Source organism: Candidatus Izimaplasma bacterium HR1, assembly GCA_000755705.1.
Lineage (GTDB): Bacteria > Bacillota_I > Bacilli_A > Izemoplasmatales > Izemoplasmataceae > Xianfuyuplasma.
Window position 1 is genome coordinate 249,415 of sequence record CP009415.1, and the last position, 15,942, is coordinate 265,356.

A 15,942-nucleotide genomic window follows, 5' to 3' on the forward strand; every position below is an offset into this window, starting at 1 on the left:
CTTAGTGTTTAAAGTGTCTATTACTAGTGAATACCATTTTAATACCTAGTTCATTACAAGCTTTAATAGAATCTTTATCCCTTATACTTCCCCCAGGTTGAATTATTTTTGTAACACCATATTCATGAGCTAATCTAACAACATCATCAAATGGGAAGAAGGCATCACTAGCTAATGATAAATCTTCCTTATGTCCATATTTTTTTGCCCATTCTAATGCTATTTCTGCAGCTCCAACACGGTTCATTTGTCCTGCCCCAATACCAACTGTTTGTGTCCCCTTTGTAACTACTATAGCATTCGATTTCACATGTTTAGCTACTTTCCATGCAAAATGCAATTCATTGATTTCTTGTTCTGTAACTTCCTGATTAGTGACGTTCTTAAGTTCGTTTTTATCTACTATATAATTATCTAAGTTTTGGAATAGTACTCCACCGTTAACAGTAACAGTTTGATTTACATCTGTATTTGCTGAACTTGTATCAAGTACTAAAACACGAAGATTTTTCTTTTTCTTTAATTCTAATAGTGCATCTAGTTCATAACTTGGTGCGATTATTATTTCAAGGAATATCTTATTCATTTCCTTAGCAACTTCAAGTGTTACTTCCTTATTTAGAGCAATGATTCCTCCGAAAATAGAAACAGGATCACTAAGATAGGCTTTTTGGAAAGCCTCTATAATATTGCTAGCTGTACCAACTCCGCATGGATTCATATGTTTTAATGCTACAACAGTAGGCTTTGTAAATTCTTTAAGAATATTGATTGCAGAATTTGCATCTTGAATATTGTTATAAGATAATGGTTTACCGTTCAATGTTTCACAATTTAATAAAGAATATGGATTTTCACTACTTCTGTATAAAGAAGCCTTCTGATGAGGATTTTCTCCATATCTAAGTGATTGGTGAAAATCATAAGTAAGTGTAACTGATTCAGGATTCTCAATGTCTAATTCTTTTGTTAGGTAGTTAGCAATATAAGAATCATATTGTGCTGTCTTTCTAAAGACTTTGGCGCTTAGATGCTTTTTAGTCTCTAATGATGTATCTCCTAAATCTTTCATTTCCTCAATTATTTTATCATAATCATTAATGTCGGTAACTACTGTAACAAATTGATAATTCTTTGCAGCACTTCTTAACATTGAAGGTCCACCAATATCAATTTGTTCTATTGCTTCATCAAATGTAGTTCCTTCTTTTGCTATTGTTTGTTTGAAAGGATATAAATTAACACATACCAAATCAATATACTCTATATTGTTTTCTTTAACTTCTTTTATATGTAACTCATCATTTCTTAAAGACAAAAGACCACCGTGTACTTTCGGGTGAAGAGTTTTTACTCTTCCATTCAATATTTCAGGGAAACCTGTGATTTCATCAATAGAGATTGTTTTTACCCCATTCTCCTCTAATACTCTTCTTGTCCCACCTGTAGAGATTATCTCAAAGTCTAGTGATTGCAACTCTTTAGCAAATTCTACGATATTTGTTTTGTCACTTACACTTATTAAAGCTCTTTTCATGATAAATCCTCCAATACTCTTTTTATTGTTGCTGGGTATAATTTATGTTCTATTTTATGAATTTCAATTTCAATTTCTTCTCTTTTATGTAGATTTGAAATATCTAATTCTTCTTGTGCTATAATCTCCCCTGTGTCCATTCCTTCATCGACATAATGAACCGTCACACCAGTAACACTAACTTGTGCTTCCATGGCTTGTCCAACAGCATCTATACCTTTAAAGGAAGGTAATAAAGAGGGGTGAATATTTATAATTCTTTTTGGATATTTTTCTAATATAGTCTTTCCTATTATTCTCATGTATCCAGCAAGAACAATAAGTTCAACGTTATTTTTTCTGAGTTCTTTAAGTATTTGTAATTCGTATGCTTCTTTTGATTCAAAAGCTTTAGCTCTAAATGCAAAACAATTTATTCCCATTTTTTTAGCATTCTCTAATGCTTTTGATTTTGATCTATCAGAAACTAAAAGAGTAATCTTAGTATTAATTTCATTATTTAGTATCGCTTGATGGATGGCTAGGAAATTAGATCCTGTCCCAGAAGCGAAAACCGCGATATTTTTCATTAAATTATTTCAACACCTTTTTTAGATGTTACCTCCCCAATTACTACAGGGTTATAATCATGTTTACTTAATATATCCATTGCAATTTCTTTGTTCTTTTCTTTTAGAATTAGTATCATTCCAACTCCCATATTGAAGATGTTATACATCTCACTATGTTCAATTTCTCCAAGTCGTTCTAAAAGTTCAAAGATTGGTAATCTAGGTATTTTGCTTTCTGTAATTTTGACACCTAAATGATCTGGTAGTGCTCGAGGAATATTCTCAATAAATCCTCCACCAGTGATGTGAGCAATACTTGAAATTTCGGTATTTTTTATTACATCTAGTACACCTTTTACATATATTCTAGTAGGTTTGAGTAATTCCTCTTGAAGAGTGCATCCTAGCTCTTTAATAGATTGAGTTAAGTTGTAGTTATGATCCTTAAAGAAGATTTTTCTTACAAGTGAATATCCATTTGAATGGATCCCTGATGAAGGTAAACCAATTATGATATCACCCTCTGAAACATTTTCTTTGTCAATCATGTTATCCTTATCTACCACGCCTGTAGTATATCCAGCTAGATCATAATGGTTACCATGGTACATGTCAGGCATTTCAGCAGTTTCTCCACCTATTAAAGCAGAACCACTAATAATACAACCTTCACTTATACCTTTTACAATTTCCTCTATTACTTCTGGATTATTCTTCCCTACAGCGATATAATCCAAGAAGAATAATGGTTGTGCTCCAACAGCTAAAACATCATTAACACACATCGCCACTAAATCAATTCCTATTGTATTATGAATATTTGCCTCTTGAGCTATTAATAATTTTGTCCCTACTCCATCAGTACCAGAAACAAGGATAGGCTTTTTTATTTGATACTTCGATAAATCGAATAATCCTCCAAAATTACCGATACTAGACATTGAACCAAAATTATTTGTTCTTGAGATATGTTTTTTAATTCTTTCAACTGATTCATATCCCTTTTCTAAACTTACTCCTGATTCTTCATATTTATTTGACATGATTTCCTCCTAGAATTTACCATCTTTATTAGCATCTTTAAGATCTTGGTAAATGTATGTTGGATATTTACCAGTAAAACATGACAAACACATTTTGGTACGATTACAGGATTTCAATACCCCTTCAGGGCTCAAAAAACTTAATGTGTCTGCATTTATCATTTCTCTTACTTCTTCAACTGTATGTCTAGCACAAATCAACTCTTCATAAGTTGATGTATCAACACCATAAAAACATGGATTTGTAATAGGTGGTGATGCAATGCGCATATGAACTTCAGTAGCACCACAATCTCTCAATAAATCTATAATTCTTTTTGATGTGGTTCCTCTTACGATTGAATCATCAATTAAGCAAACTCTTTTCCCTTCAACAATTGATCTAACGGGTGATAATTTCATTTTTACACCCTTCTCACGCATAGCTTGAGAAGGTTGAATGAAAGTTCTACCTACATATTTATTCTTTACTAATCCCATTTCTAAAGGAATATTCATCTCTTCAGAAAATCCTAATGCAGCTGATGTTGAACTATCTGGTACAAATACAATAACATCTGCATCTACCGGTGATTGTCTTGCTAAGATTCTCCCAGCTTCTTTTCGTGAAGTATGAACATTTATACCTTCAATGTCAGAATCTGGTCTTGAGAAATATATGTATTCCATTGCACACATATTTGGATATGTTTTTTTAGCGTAAGAATCCGAAGTAACTTCGCCGTTAATATTGATGATTAGGATTTCACCGGGATTAATATCTCTGATGAACTCAGCTCCGACAATTTCAAAAGCACAAGTTTCACTAGATACAACATAACCACCATTTAATCTACCTAAAGATAAAGGTCTTAATGAATTCTTATCTCTCATTATATATAACTTGTCTCTTGATAATGCAAGAAAAGCAAATGCTCCTTCTAATCTATTTAGAGCACTTTTGATGGCTTCTCTACGATTAGTTTGAGTATCTTTCTTTATCAGATGAGCAAAAATTTCTGTGTCTGAAGTTGATTGAAATATACTTCCTTGAATCTCAAGGAATCTGCGTAATTCTTTTGAGTTTACAACATTTCCATTGTGACACAACCCAAAATCACCAGTGTGATGTCTAAAAAGAAATGGTTGTACATTTTCTATTCCTCCACCGCCACTAGTAGAATACCTTACATGACCTATTGCAGTATCACCTTGAAGTGTAGAAAGGTTTGATTCATTAAAGATGTCAGAAACCAATCCTTCTCCTTTTAAGCTATAAAACTCTTTATGATCAGTTGTTACGATTCCACAACCCTCTTGCCCTCTATGCTGTAAAGCATGAAGTCCGTAGTACATTACCTCTGAAGCATTTTTTACATTTATTACTCCAAAAACTCCACACTCTTCATTCATTTTATCTTCATATAAATAATCTATTTCACCCACAAGAATCAGTCCTTTAGTTTATTCTATTTAATATTTCGATATATGCTTCTTCTATGCTTCCTAAGTCTCTTCTAAATCTATCTTTGTCTAATTTTTCTAGAGTTTTCTTATCCCATAAACGGCTAGTATCGGGAGATATTTCATCTGCTAGAAGAATTTCTCCATTATTATTTTTTCCAAATTCAATTTTGAAATCTACGAGAATAATTCCTTCTTTGTCAAAGATATCTTTAAGAATTTCATTAATTTCATTAGTTAATGAATACATACGATGTAATTCTTCATACGTACATAATTCTAGTGCCACTGCGTGATGATCATTAATCAGTGGATCTCCTAGTTCGTCTTTTTTATAGCATATTTCAAATATTGTATTATCTGGTTTTGTTCCTTCTTTAATTCTTAATCGTTTCGACATGCTCCCAGCAATATAATTCCTAACGATAAATTCTAGAGGAACAATATCTACTTTCTGACATAACTGTGAACGATCATCAATTCTTTTTATGAAATGATTTGGAATTCCTTTTTCTGATAATTTAGTAAATAAAATTTCTGTAATTTTGTTGTTTAAGATTCCCTTGTTTGAGATTGATGCTTTTTTCACTCCATTGAATGCTGTAGCATCATCCTTGTAATAAATAATAACCTCATTTGGGTTTTCGGTTTTATATACCTTCTTAGCTTTCCCCTCATACAATAAATTTTCCATTATTTACTTCCTCCTAATTTGAAATAGTTAACGCCATTCTTAAATATATTTTGATTTTTATTTCCGTAGATATTCTTAAATAAATCTTTTTGATACCTTTCAGAGTGTCCCATTTTACCTAATATTAAACCGTCACTTGAGACTATTCCTTCTATTGAGAAGGAAGAACCATTAGGGTTATATTGTGCATTATATGTTGGCTTATTTGATTCATCTACATATTGAAAAGCAATTTGATTATTACTCAATAGTTCATTATAGATAGTCTCATTCACAATAAACTGTCCTTCACCATGCGACATTGCGATAGTATGATTTTCATTTAATTCAAAACTTGATAGCCAAGGTGAATTAACACATGACACTTTGGTATCTACAAATTTTGATATATGTCTATTTATTGAGTTCTTAAATAATGTTGGTGAGTTATCTTCTGTTACTCTTATTTCTCCATAAGGTAACAGCCCTGATTTAATTAAAGCTTGAAATCCATTACAGATACCTAATATTAAATGTTTCTTTTCTAAGAAACGTTTAAGAGCATTTCTTATTTTCTTATTTCTAAGTACACTAGCAATAAATTTACCAGATCCATCAGGTTCATCTCCACTACTAAATCCACCACTTAGCATCAAAATATGTGAGTTGTCAATTTCATTTACTAGTAGATCTATTGATTTTTGGATTTCATATTCATTTTGATTGTTAAAAACTATTATATTTACTTCTGCACCTTCATTAACAAATGCTGCTTCACAGTCATATTCACAGTTTGTCCCTGGGAATACTGGAATTACAACTTTTACAGAATCTGACTTTTTAACATTATATTTGCTAACTTTTGAAATTATATTAACTTTTTCAAGAGTTCTTGAGTCCTCATGGAGAATTGGAAATACTTCATTATATCTCTGTTGATTAGCTTGAAGAGCTTCATCAATTGTAAGATTTATGTCATTAATTCTAATTAGCTCTTCAGCTGTGGTTTCCCCTATATAAACTGCATTCTTATTACTTAACTTCTGCTTAGTTTCAACTAAAATTGCTCCATATCGATAATTTTTCAATGATAGATTAGTCGAAACATTTACACCAATTTTGTTTCCAAATGATGATTTAACAAGCGCTTCTAAAATACCACCATGTGTTAATGCATAGGCACTAACAATATTCTTAGATTCAATATTTTCCTCTATGAATGTGAAGTTATTTTTCATCTCTTCTACAATTGGTAACTTATTAATATCTAATATTGTATCGAATAGATAAATATAATTATTTGGTTCTTTAAATTCTGGTGAAATGATATTAGTTACTTTTTCTGTAGTAACAGCAAAAGAAACTAATGTTGGCGGCACTGTTAAATCATGATATGTCCCACTCATAGAATCTTTACCTCCAATAGCAGCTAAGTTAAATTCCGCTAAAGTTTGATAAGCTCCTAGTAGCGCACTAAATGGTTTTCCCCATAATTTAGGATCTTTATTTACTCTTTCGAAGTATTCTTGAAATGTGAATCTAATCTTGTTGTGTTTCCCACCTGAGGCAACAATCTTAGACATTGATTCTATAACAGCATATGTACTTCCGTGGTAAGGACTTACTTCTGATATATAAGGATTGAAACCATATGTCATAACGCTAACTGTATTAGTAGTTTTATTCTTTACAGGAATTTTTTGAACACTAGCTTGTGTTTTAGTTAGTCGATATTTCCCACCAAAAGGCGCTAGCACTGTAGTTCTACCTATTGTTGAGTCAAACATTTCAACCAAGCCTTGTTTTGATGAAACATTTTTATCTTTAAGAAGTGAAATAGCTTCTTCTTTTGTGTTAATATCCTGATTCTGAAGAAAATTGCTTGGTAAATCATAATCTACATGGATTGTGACATTTTGTCTTACTCCAGATGAATCAATAAATTCTCTAGACATATTACAAATGACTTTACCTCTCCATTTCATTACTAGTCTTTTTTCTTTAGTTATAACAGCAACTTCTGTAACCTCAATATTTTCAGTACTACAGAAAGTCATAAATGTTTCTACATCTTTTTCTTCTACCACTACAGCCATACGTTCTTGTGATTCACTTATAGCTAATTCTGTACCGTTAATACCTTTATACTTAGTAGGTACTTTGTCTAAATCAATTAGTAATCCATCAGCTAGTTCACCAATCGCAACACTAATTCCACCAGCACCAAAATCATTTGATTTCTTAATTAGCTTTGTAACATTGGGATTACGGAATAGTCTTTGGATTTTTCTTTCTTCTGGAGCGTTACCTTTTTGAACTTCTGCACTAGATACATTTAATGATTCTACAGTATGTTCTTTTGAAGAACCTGTTGCTCCACCAATACCATCTCTACCAGTTCGTCCACCTAGTAAGAGTACAATATCACCTGGTTCAGGTGTTTCTCTTCTTACGTATTCGGCTTTAACTGCTCCAATAACAGCTCCAATTTCCATTCTCTTTGCTTTATAACCTTTATGATAAACTTCATCTACGAAAGTGGTCGCAAGCCCTATTTGATTTCCATAAGAAGAATACCCATGTGCTGCTTCCTTTGAAATAGTGCTTTGGGGAAGCTTACCTGGAATTGTTTTATTAATATTCTCAGTAATATCTGCTGCTCCTGTTACTCTCATTGCAGAATATACATAACTTCTACCACTAAGAGGATCTCTAATTGCTCCACCAATACAAGTTGATGCACCACCAAATGGCTCAATTTCAGTAGGATGATTATGAGTTTCATTTTTGAACATGAGCAACCATTTTTCATCTACTCCATCAACATCAACATCTATAAAAATACTTGCAGCGTTAATTTCTTCACTAATTTCCAAATCATCTAAATTATTTCTACTTCTTTCAATTCTCGCATTGATTGTTGCTAAATCCATTAAAGTAATTGGCTTATTGGTTCTTCCTAACGTTTTTCTATTCTCTAAATATAAATTGAATGAAGCTTCAATTTTTTTACTTAGATTATCTGTACCAAATTTAGTTTCTATTATTTCAGTCTCAAATGTTGTGTGACGGCAATGATCACTCCAATAAGTATCAAGGACTTTAAGTTCTGTTTCAAAAGGATTTCTATTTTCTTCTGTTTTAAAATACTTTTGAATAAATTTCAAATCTTCAAAAGACATAGCAAGTGACATATCTTTATATAAGGCAAATAATTCCTTCTCGTCTTTATCGATAAATAATGACATAACCTTTACATTCTCAGGTTTGTTATAAACAGGAATGTCGAGTGCACTTAAATCTTTCACTCTAGATTCAACCTCATTTATCATAAAGTGTTTTATTTTTCCAATACCCTCATTGCTAATCTCTTCATTAAAAGTTATTACAATCCCACTTGTAACTATAGGATTAGAACTAGGGCTTAAAAGTTTAATACACTGAGTTGCAGAATCAGCTCTCTGGTCAAATTGTCCTGGTATCGATTCAAGAGAAACAATATTTTTAGATTTTGGTAGTTCATAAAATACTATATCCCGATTTTTCTCATGTAACACTTCATTTAATGTTTGCTCAAAAACAACACTATCAAGATTAAAAACATCATATACATTAAAAAACCTTAATGATAATAGATTAATATCAAAGTTGTGCTTCAAATCTTTGAATAATTCCTGTCTTTCAAGATCAAAACCTTGTTTTCTTTCAATAAAAACTCGTTTATTCATAATTACTCCTTGATGACGTTATTTTTAATACTTTGAGCTTCGCTAATTGTACTCGATACAATAGTAATGTGTCCCATTTTTCTATCATTCTTTCTTTCTGTTTTATTGTAGTCATGATAATGAACTGAACTATCACTTATATCTTCAATAAAGCCATTATCTTGCCCTAATACATTTATCATTATTGTTGGATTTATTAGATGCGATTTCATCACTTTTTGATTAGTTATTGCGAGTATATGATTTTCAAATTGAGAAACACTACATCCCTCTATCGAGTAATGTCCTGAGTTATGTGGGCGAGGCGCAAACTCGTTAAAAATCACTTGATTACCTTTTACAAAATATTCTACAGCTAAAGTACCAACATAATCTAAATCTTCTATAATTCTTGTAGTGTACTCCTTTGCTTTTGATACTATCAAACTATCGATATCATCAAATACAGTTGAAGTAAACAATATACCATTTCTATGTTTGTTTACAGGGATAGGTATAAATGATACATTACCAAAGCTATCTCTTGAAGCTACAACACTTATTTCATAATCAAACTCAACTAACTCCTCAATAATATACTCTATATTACTATCAAATAACATTTGGTCAACATCTTCTTTTTTAGATATCTTCCACTGTCCTTTTCCATCATATCCTCCCGTTGTTGTCTTTATAATTGAAGGATAAAATAGTAACTGTTTATCATATTTGAGAAACTTTGCAGTAGGTATGTTTAAATCTCTTGCAAAAGCTTTTTCAGTTAATCTATTTCTTGAGTAGAACAGTGCTGCTCTTTTTTGTGGTATTTTGTCTTCATATTGTGACACTAAATCCATATCAACATTTTCAAATTCATAAGTTATAACATCACATTTTTCTTCAAACTCTTTAAATAGTTCTTTGTTATTGTATTGTCCAACAATCATTTCATCCGCAACATGACTAAGTGGACAGCACTCATTGGGATCAAGTCCAACAATTATATGGTTATACTTTTTTGCAGCTTCAGCCATCATTAAGCCTAATTGTCCGCCACCAATAATTCCAATTCTCATTAGATTACCAGTTTTCTATCAGACATTACTGTGTCAGTTTGATTTTTCCTATACTCTTCTAATTTTTCTTTTATTATTTCATCAGAGATTGCTAGAATTGCCAATGCATATAATGCAGCATTCTTAGCTCCATTAATCGCCATTGTCCCAACTGGAACACCAGGAGGCATTTGCACAATACTTAGCATTGAATCGACTCCACTTAATTTCGAAGTTTTAATTGGAACCCCTATTACAGGAAGACTAGTTAATGAAGCAATCATTCCTGGTAAATGTGCCGAGCCACCAGCTCCAGCGATTATTACTTTTCTTCCCACAGATGAAGCATTCTTAGCAAAATCAAATAGATGCTCTGGTGTTCTATGTGCACTTACCACATCTCTTGAATAAGGAACATCTAGTTCTTCTAATAGTAAACATGCTTCTTTCATTACTGGCCAATCACTTTTCGAACCCATTACAATCATAATTTTATTCATAATTTCCTCCATTAAATATAAAATGAGATTTTTCACAAAGAAAAATCTCATTATTTATAATGATATTTTCTTTGCGTAGTCCTAGATTTACGGTCTAGGGTAGAGACTTGCTTACCTTATTAAAGCTGTTATACGCAAAATTCTATTTTGAATAATTTGGTGCTTCTTTTGTAATATGGACATCATGTGGATGAGATTCAAGTAAACCTGCTCCAGTAATCTTTACAAATTGTCCATTTTTAATCAGATCAGCTATTGTTTTTGTACCACAATAACCCATACCTGATCTTACTCCACCGCATAATTGATATACAGTATCTGCTAATTCTCCTTTATATGGTACTCTTCCCTCTATTCCTTCAGGGACAAGTTTTTTTGCTTCCCCATTTCCTTTTTGGAAATATCTATCACTTGATCCTCTTTTCATTGCTGCAAGAGAACCCATTCCTACATATGTTTTAAATCTTCTGCCCTGGAAGATTAATTCTTCTCCAGGTGATTCTTTTGTACCTGCTAATAAAGAACCTAACATCACAGTATTTGCTCCGGCTGCAATTGCCTTAACAATATCACCGCTATATTTTATTCCACCATCTGCTATTACACAAATGCCCAGCTCTTTTGTATATGAGTAAACATCATTAACAGCTGTAACTTGTGGAACTCCAACTCCTGCAACAACTCTCGTTGTACATATTGAACCTGGACCTACGCCAACTTTTATAGCATTCGCTCCAGCTTCAACTAATGCTTGAGCAGCTTCTTTTGTAACAACATTTCCTGCAACTATATCAAGTTCTGGATATTTCTTTCTAATATCTTTAACTGTATTAATAACTCCAGCTGAATGGCCATGTGCACTATCTACTGTTATTATATCAACACCAGCTTTTACCAACGCATCAACTCTGTTAGCAGTCTCCAGACCTACACCAACAGCGGCTCCACATCTCAAGCGTCCTTTATCATCTTTACAAGCATTAGGATAGTTAATAACGTTATCTATATCTTTTATCGTGATCAATCCTTTTAATTTGTATTCATCATCTACGATTGGCAACTTCTCAATTCTATTATCTAATAGAATCATTTTAGCAGTTTCTAAATCTGTTCCTACTGGCGCAGTAACCAACTTATCTTTCGTCATAATTTGATGAACAGGTGTATCATCTAATACTCTATATTTTAAATCCCTGTTTGTTATGATTCCAACTAATACATTATCCTCTTTTACTACAGGAAGCCCTGATATCTTATATTTTGACAATATATCTTCAGCTTGTCTAAGAGTGTTATCCATATTTAGCGTTATTGGATTCAAAATCATTCCCGACTCACTTCTTTTTACATAATCTACTTGTTTAGCTTGTTCCTCAATAGACATATTTTTATGAATAAATCCTAATCCGCCTTGTCTAGCAAGCGCAATAGCTAATCTAGCTTCAGTAACTGTATCCATTGCTGCTGATACAATAGGAATATTTAATTGAATATTCTTTGTAAGATTTGTTTTCAATTCAACTTTATTTGGTAAAACTACCGAAGATTGGGGTATTAATAATACATCATCAAATGTTAATCCTTCTTGAACTAGTTTACCATTTAGATTCGACATAATGATTCCTCCTTAAAATATAAAAAATGGGTTTCTTGGCATATCTAGGACATGCGCAAAAGAAACCCATTTGGTTTTTTTGGTTTGCACGTAGTCCTAAATTTACGGTTTAGGGTAGAGACTCGCTTTCCTTATCAAAGCTGTTATACGTAATTTGATGATTTATTATAACAAATGAAATTTAATTAATCAATTAATTTTTTTACTATTTTTTTCTATTAATGAAAAGCAAAATTCCAAGCAAAATCAATCCATAAACTGCAGGTATCACAAATACTAATATATTAAATATATTGTTACCTGTAGTAATCGCTAACCCTGGAAACATTAATAGTGCAAACAGAGGTAATGCCATAGATATTGCAGTACCACTACCGACAACCATTTCTTCAGCTACTGGTGATTCAAAATCCTGATCAATTCCTTTTAGAAGTGCTAGTCCTGTAGAAGCTGTCCCTGTTAGCATACCAAACATACCAACAAAGTAATGAGTTTCAAATTTACCACTATATATTTTCTTAGAAATCCATTTAACAAATAGGAATGTACTAATAGTACCAAACACTACTAAAGCTAATACGAATAGATAATATGTTTCGATTGCTGTATTAGTTATTGTAAGTACAGAACCAATAATCATAAAGTTAAATGCAATACTACTTACATTTGAAAGAATATAGTTGTTTGTTAAGAATTTAATATTTCTCCCGCGTTTTTCATATGAAGATAAAACTCTTCTATAAATTAACGCATATATAATACCGATTAAGAAGTTAAATCCATGGAATACTCCTGCGAAAGTTACACCTAAATCTCCTAATAATGGAAATACTAGATTTTCTAGGAAAGCGAGAGTTAAATATACCAGACCATAAATTACAAATATTATTACAATTTGCATAGTAAGAGCATCAAACACTCTTATTTCTTTAATTGTTTCAACTTCGAATGTTTCTTTTATTAATGATTCTTCTCTATGGATTTTATTAGCACTTAATTTGTGTTTTCTTGCCAGGTAGTTAAGTGCAATTACACCTACAACTCCACCAACTAAGAATCCCATAGAAGCTATTGAAGCACCTAAAGCACCACCATGTGCTAATTGCCCAACACCATCCATAAATGCTCTACCTTGTCCGGTAGCTAATCCTGGACCTTGCCCGAATCCTAGTGGTAGCAGTAAACCAGCACCTAGGAAAATATCTCTAAATAATACAACAACAATTGTTACACCAATAAGTGCCTGTAGTAAGTAAGTAATAACTATAACCATTCCGGTAGACCAAACTTTCTTATCGGTTTGATTTTCACTTCTTCTCAATGTCAACGCTATAAATCCTATAGCTAATGCATGATATACCGATTCAAAAATAAGTGGATTCCTTTCGGTCTCATCGTCTATTACCAATATCACTTCATCAATTTCATCATATACTTCAAAATCGATTGTCACACCCATTTTCGATGCTTCAAGCGCTGATAAGACTAGAACGTTCTCAAAGTCTTGATCCATAGCATCTTCCACATCACCTTCAGTATATTGCTCATACACTGGAACTGAGATGTCAACTATATTAAAGAATCCATCAGATAGTAACAATCCTAAGAATCCAGCTATAAGCGCTGAAGGAATAATAATCCTGTTTAAAAAAGGTAGCTTTTCCTTTATAAGTTTAGCTACAAATAATAGTAACCCCAAATAGATAAAGAAACTCATAATACCCCAATCATTGATCAACTCAAACATAAAATACCTCCTAAAATTATAAAAGAACCAAAAAAAACGATTTAATCGTCCTTCACAGTCCTTCTTTTCCTCTGTAAAAATATATCTTGTTCTTATTATAACATATTTTTTTTGGCTCGATGGAATTATTTTAAGTGATTATGTATCTTGAAATATATTCTACTAAATAGTCTAATTGTTTATCATTGTTATCTATGTGCTTTTCCTTCCTAATTTTATTCGAATACTCATATAGTGGGATAAGCGCATAGCATTTTATGTCAAAGTCTTTAATATAATAACTCATGAGTTCCTTATAGATTAATAACTCGTGAAATTTCTTTTCCCAAGTTGGTCTAACTTTATTGAAACTACTGACTGTTCTAAGCTCAAGTAATAGGATATTCTTTTTGTAGATAATTACATAATCGACTCTCATTCTCTTTGACATCTGTATCATGTATTCAACAGAAATCTCCAGATCATTGAATTTACCTGATGGAATAGCAACTTCTAACTTATTTAATAATCTTTGAATAAGTGTTAGATTATCTAACCATGAAATTATTTCAGCTAATGAGACGTTTCTTCTAAAGAAATTCTTTTCTCTAAATAATTCTCTTAACATTCTAGTATAAATCTTATCTTCTATTAGTTTACCTCTTTCATTCATTATCCCTTCTTGGATTTTCCAACCATTATAAACATTTAATTCAGATATGAAATTACTCAGTTCTTTTGGTGATTTGAAATATAGTAATGATTCTTTCTCCATCTCTCCACCTCCACAATTAATAAGTACTTACATACGTACTTTTTTACTCAAAATATTTATTTATAATATGATTATGTTTATGGGAAAACACATAATAAAAGAGGCTCACAAAAGCCTCTTTCTGTCAATTTTATATAAACTAACTATTTCTTTACAATGTTTTTAATTGTATCAACCACACTTGCAGTTTTAAATGATTCTAATACTTCAACAGGTATGGCAAATATAACTGTATTAGATTTGTCTCCTGATAGGTCATTTATTGTAGCCAATGTTCTTAAATGCATAGCTCCTGGAACTGTTGATAGAATTCTGGCTGCATCAGCTAATTTTTGAGATGCACCAACTTCTCCTTCACTTTTGACAATTATAGCTCTTTTTTCTCTTTCTGCTTCTGCTACTCTAGCTATAATTCTTTCCATATCTTCAGGAATCTGGATATCCTTAATTTCAACTCTTTCAACTTTGATTCCCCATGGGTCTGTCTCAGTATCTACAATCTCCTTGATTTCCTTAGATATAACTTTTAAATTAGATAGCAATTCATCAAGTTCAAATCCACCAAGAGAGTTTCTCAAAGTTGTTTGTGCCAGCTGAGCCACAGCAAAGAAACAGTCTTTAACCTCTAAAACAGCTTTCTTAGCATCAAAAACTTTATAATACACAACTGCATTAATTGTTATAGTCACATTGTCTTTAGTAATACACTTTTGCTGAGGAACATCTTGAGTAATTGTTCTTAAATCAATTTTTCTAGCTTCATGAATAACCGGAATCACTAATCTAATACCTGGTTCCATCACTTTGACAAACTTTCCAAATCTAAATTTTATTGCTCTTTGATATTCTTTAACTATAGTAAACATTTCATCACTTCCTTCAAAAACATTATAACATTTAGGTTTATCTCTATACAAGTAAATGTAAATATCAGAAAAAGACAAATAGAAAAGCCGTTAAACAGCTTTATATTACTAAGTGGTGGCCCGGGACAGAATTGAACTGCCGACACACGGATTTTCAATCGTTTACTGCACAAAAAAAAGAGACATTTCAGTCTCTTTTACTATGTGTTGCAAGTCTGTTTTCTCATGTGATACGGCTCACTGTATTGCAGTTTTCCTCAAAAAATAATATCCACTAATTAGTGTAAACTAAGTTTACAAACAGTCAAAAACATTCTTTTATATGAATTATAAAATCATGTCCAAAAATACCACTGTTAAAGCTCTTGTATATCAATGGTTTTGGCTCTTTTATAGAAAAGAGTACCTTTTTATACTTTAAAATAAAAGTATCTAAGGTACCCTCTGTTTA

The 15,942-nt window shown here is 31.8% G+C and carries 12 protein-coding genes and 2 riboswitches; all 12 genes read right to left on the reverse strand.

Annotated features, from left to right (window positions below; translation table 11 throughout):
* Position 1: 1 nt before the first annotated feature.
* The 12 genes from purH to KQ51_RS01410 all read right to left on the reverse strand — a co-directional run bounded on the left by purH (position 2) and on the right by KQ51_RS01410 (position 15,491).
* On the reverse strand, positions 2-1,537 hold the full coding sequence (gene purH, locus KQ51_RS01355) for a bifunctional phosphoribosylaminoimidazolecarboxamide formyltransferase/IMP cyclohydrolase (RefSeq protein WP_038468021.1): 1,536 nt from the start codon (positions 1,535-1,537) through the stop codon (positions 2-4).
* The gene (gene purN, locus KQ51_RS01360) at positions 1,534-2,106 is read right to left on the reverse strand and encodes a phosphoribosylglycinamide formyltransferase (RefSeq protein WP_038468024.1); all 573 of its coding nucleotides are present in this window, start codon (positions 2,104-2,106) and stop codon (positions 1,534-1,536) included. Before purN ends, purH begins: the two co-directional genes overlap by 4 nt.
* Positions 2,106-3,134 (reverse strand): phosphoribosylformylglycinamidine cyclo-ligase, encoded by a 1,029-nt coding sequence (gene purM, locus KQ51_RS01365; RefSeq protein ID WP_096334933.1) that lies wholly within the window; start codon positions 3,132-3,134, stop codon positions 2,106-2,108. The genes purN and purM overlap by 1 nt, the downstream gene beginning before the upstream one ends.
* Before the next feature lie 6 nt (positions 3,135-3,140).
* Positions 3,141-4,523, reverse strand: coding sequence for an amidophosphoribosyltransferase (gene purF / locus KQ51_RS01370; protein WP_038471498.1), 1,383 nt, complete (start codon positions 4,521-4,523; stop codon positions 3,141-3,143).
* Positions 4,524-4,569: 46 nt separating this feature from the next.
* Entirely contained in the window at positions 4,570-5,268 is a 699-nt protein-coding gene (gene purC, locus KQ51_RS01375; RefSeq protein WP_038468030.1) for a phosphoribosylaminoimidazolesuccinocarboxamide synthase, read from the reverse strand.
* Complete coding sequence (locus KQ51_RS01380; protein ID WP_038468032.1) at positions 5,268-8,975, reverse strand: phosphoribosylformylglycinamidine synthase; 3,708 nt, start codon at positions 8,973-8,975, stop codon at positions 5,268-5,270. Before KQ51_RS01380 ends, purC begins: the two co-directional genes overlap by 1 nt.
* Before the next feature lie 2 nt (positions 8,976-8,977).
* Positions 8,978-10,030, reverse strand: a complete 1,053-nt coding sequence (locus KQ51_RS01385; protein WP_038468035.1) for a 5-(carboxyamino)imidazole ribonucleotide synthase — start codon at positions 10,028-10,030, stop codon at positions 8,978-8,980.
* The gene (purE, locus tag KQ51_RS01390) at positions 10,030-10,509 is read right to left on the reverse strand and encodes a 5-(carboxyamino)imidazole ribonucleotide mutase (RefSeq protein WP_232958011.1); all 480 of its coding nucleotides are present in this window, start codon (positions 10,507-10,509) and stop codon (positions 10,030-10,032) included. The genes KQ51_RS01385 and purE overlap by 1 nt, the downstream gene beginning before the upstream one ends.
* Positions 10,510-10,565: 56 nt before the next feature.
* A riboswitch (purine riboswitch) is annotated at positions 10,566-10,665 on the reverse strand.
* Positions 10,652-12,124, reverse strand: coding sequence for an IMP dehydrogenase (guaB, locus tag KQ51_RS01395; protein ID WP_038468040.1), 1,473 nt, complete (start codon positions 12,122-12,124; stop codon positions 10,652-10,654). It overlaps the preceding riboswitch by 14 nt.
* 71 nt (positions 12,125-12,195) lie before the next feature.
* A riboswitch (purine riboswitch) is annotated at positions 12,196-12,295 on the reverse strand.
* A gap of 34 nt (positions 12,296-12,329) precedes the next feature.
* The gene (locus tag KQ51_RS01400) at positions 12,330-13,871 is read right to left on the reverse strand and encodes a hypothetical protein (RefSeq protein ID WP_038468043.1); all 1,542 of its coding nucleotides are present in this window, start codon (positions 13,869-13,871) and stop codon (positions 12,330-12,332) included.
* Positions 13,872-14,001: 130 nt separating this feature from the next.
* On the reverse strand, positions 14,002-14,625 hold the full coding sequence (locus KQ51_RS01405) for a hypothetical protein (RefSeq protein WP_038468046.1): 624 nt from the start codon (positions 14,623-14,625) through the stop codon (positions 14,002-14,004).
* Positions 14,626-14,768: 143 nt separating this feature from the next.
* A complete protein-coding gene (locus tag KQ51_RS01410; RefSeq protein WP_052609010.1) occupies positions 14,769-15,491 on the reverse strand; it encodes a slipin family protein in 723 nt (240 codons plus the stop codon).
* Positions 15,492-15,942: the final 451 nt, after the last annotated feature.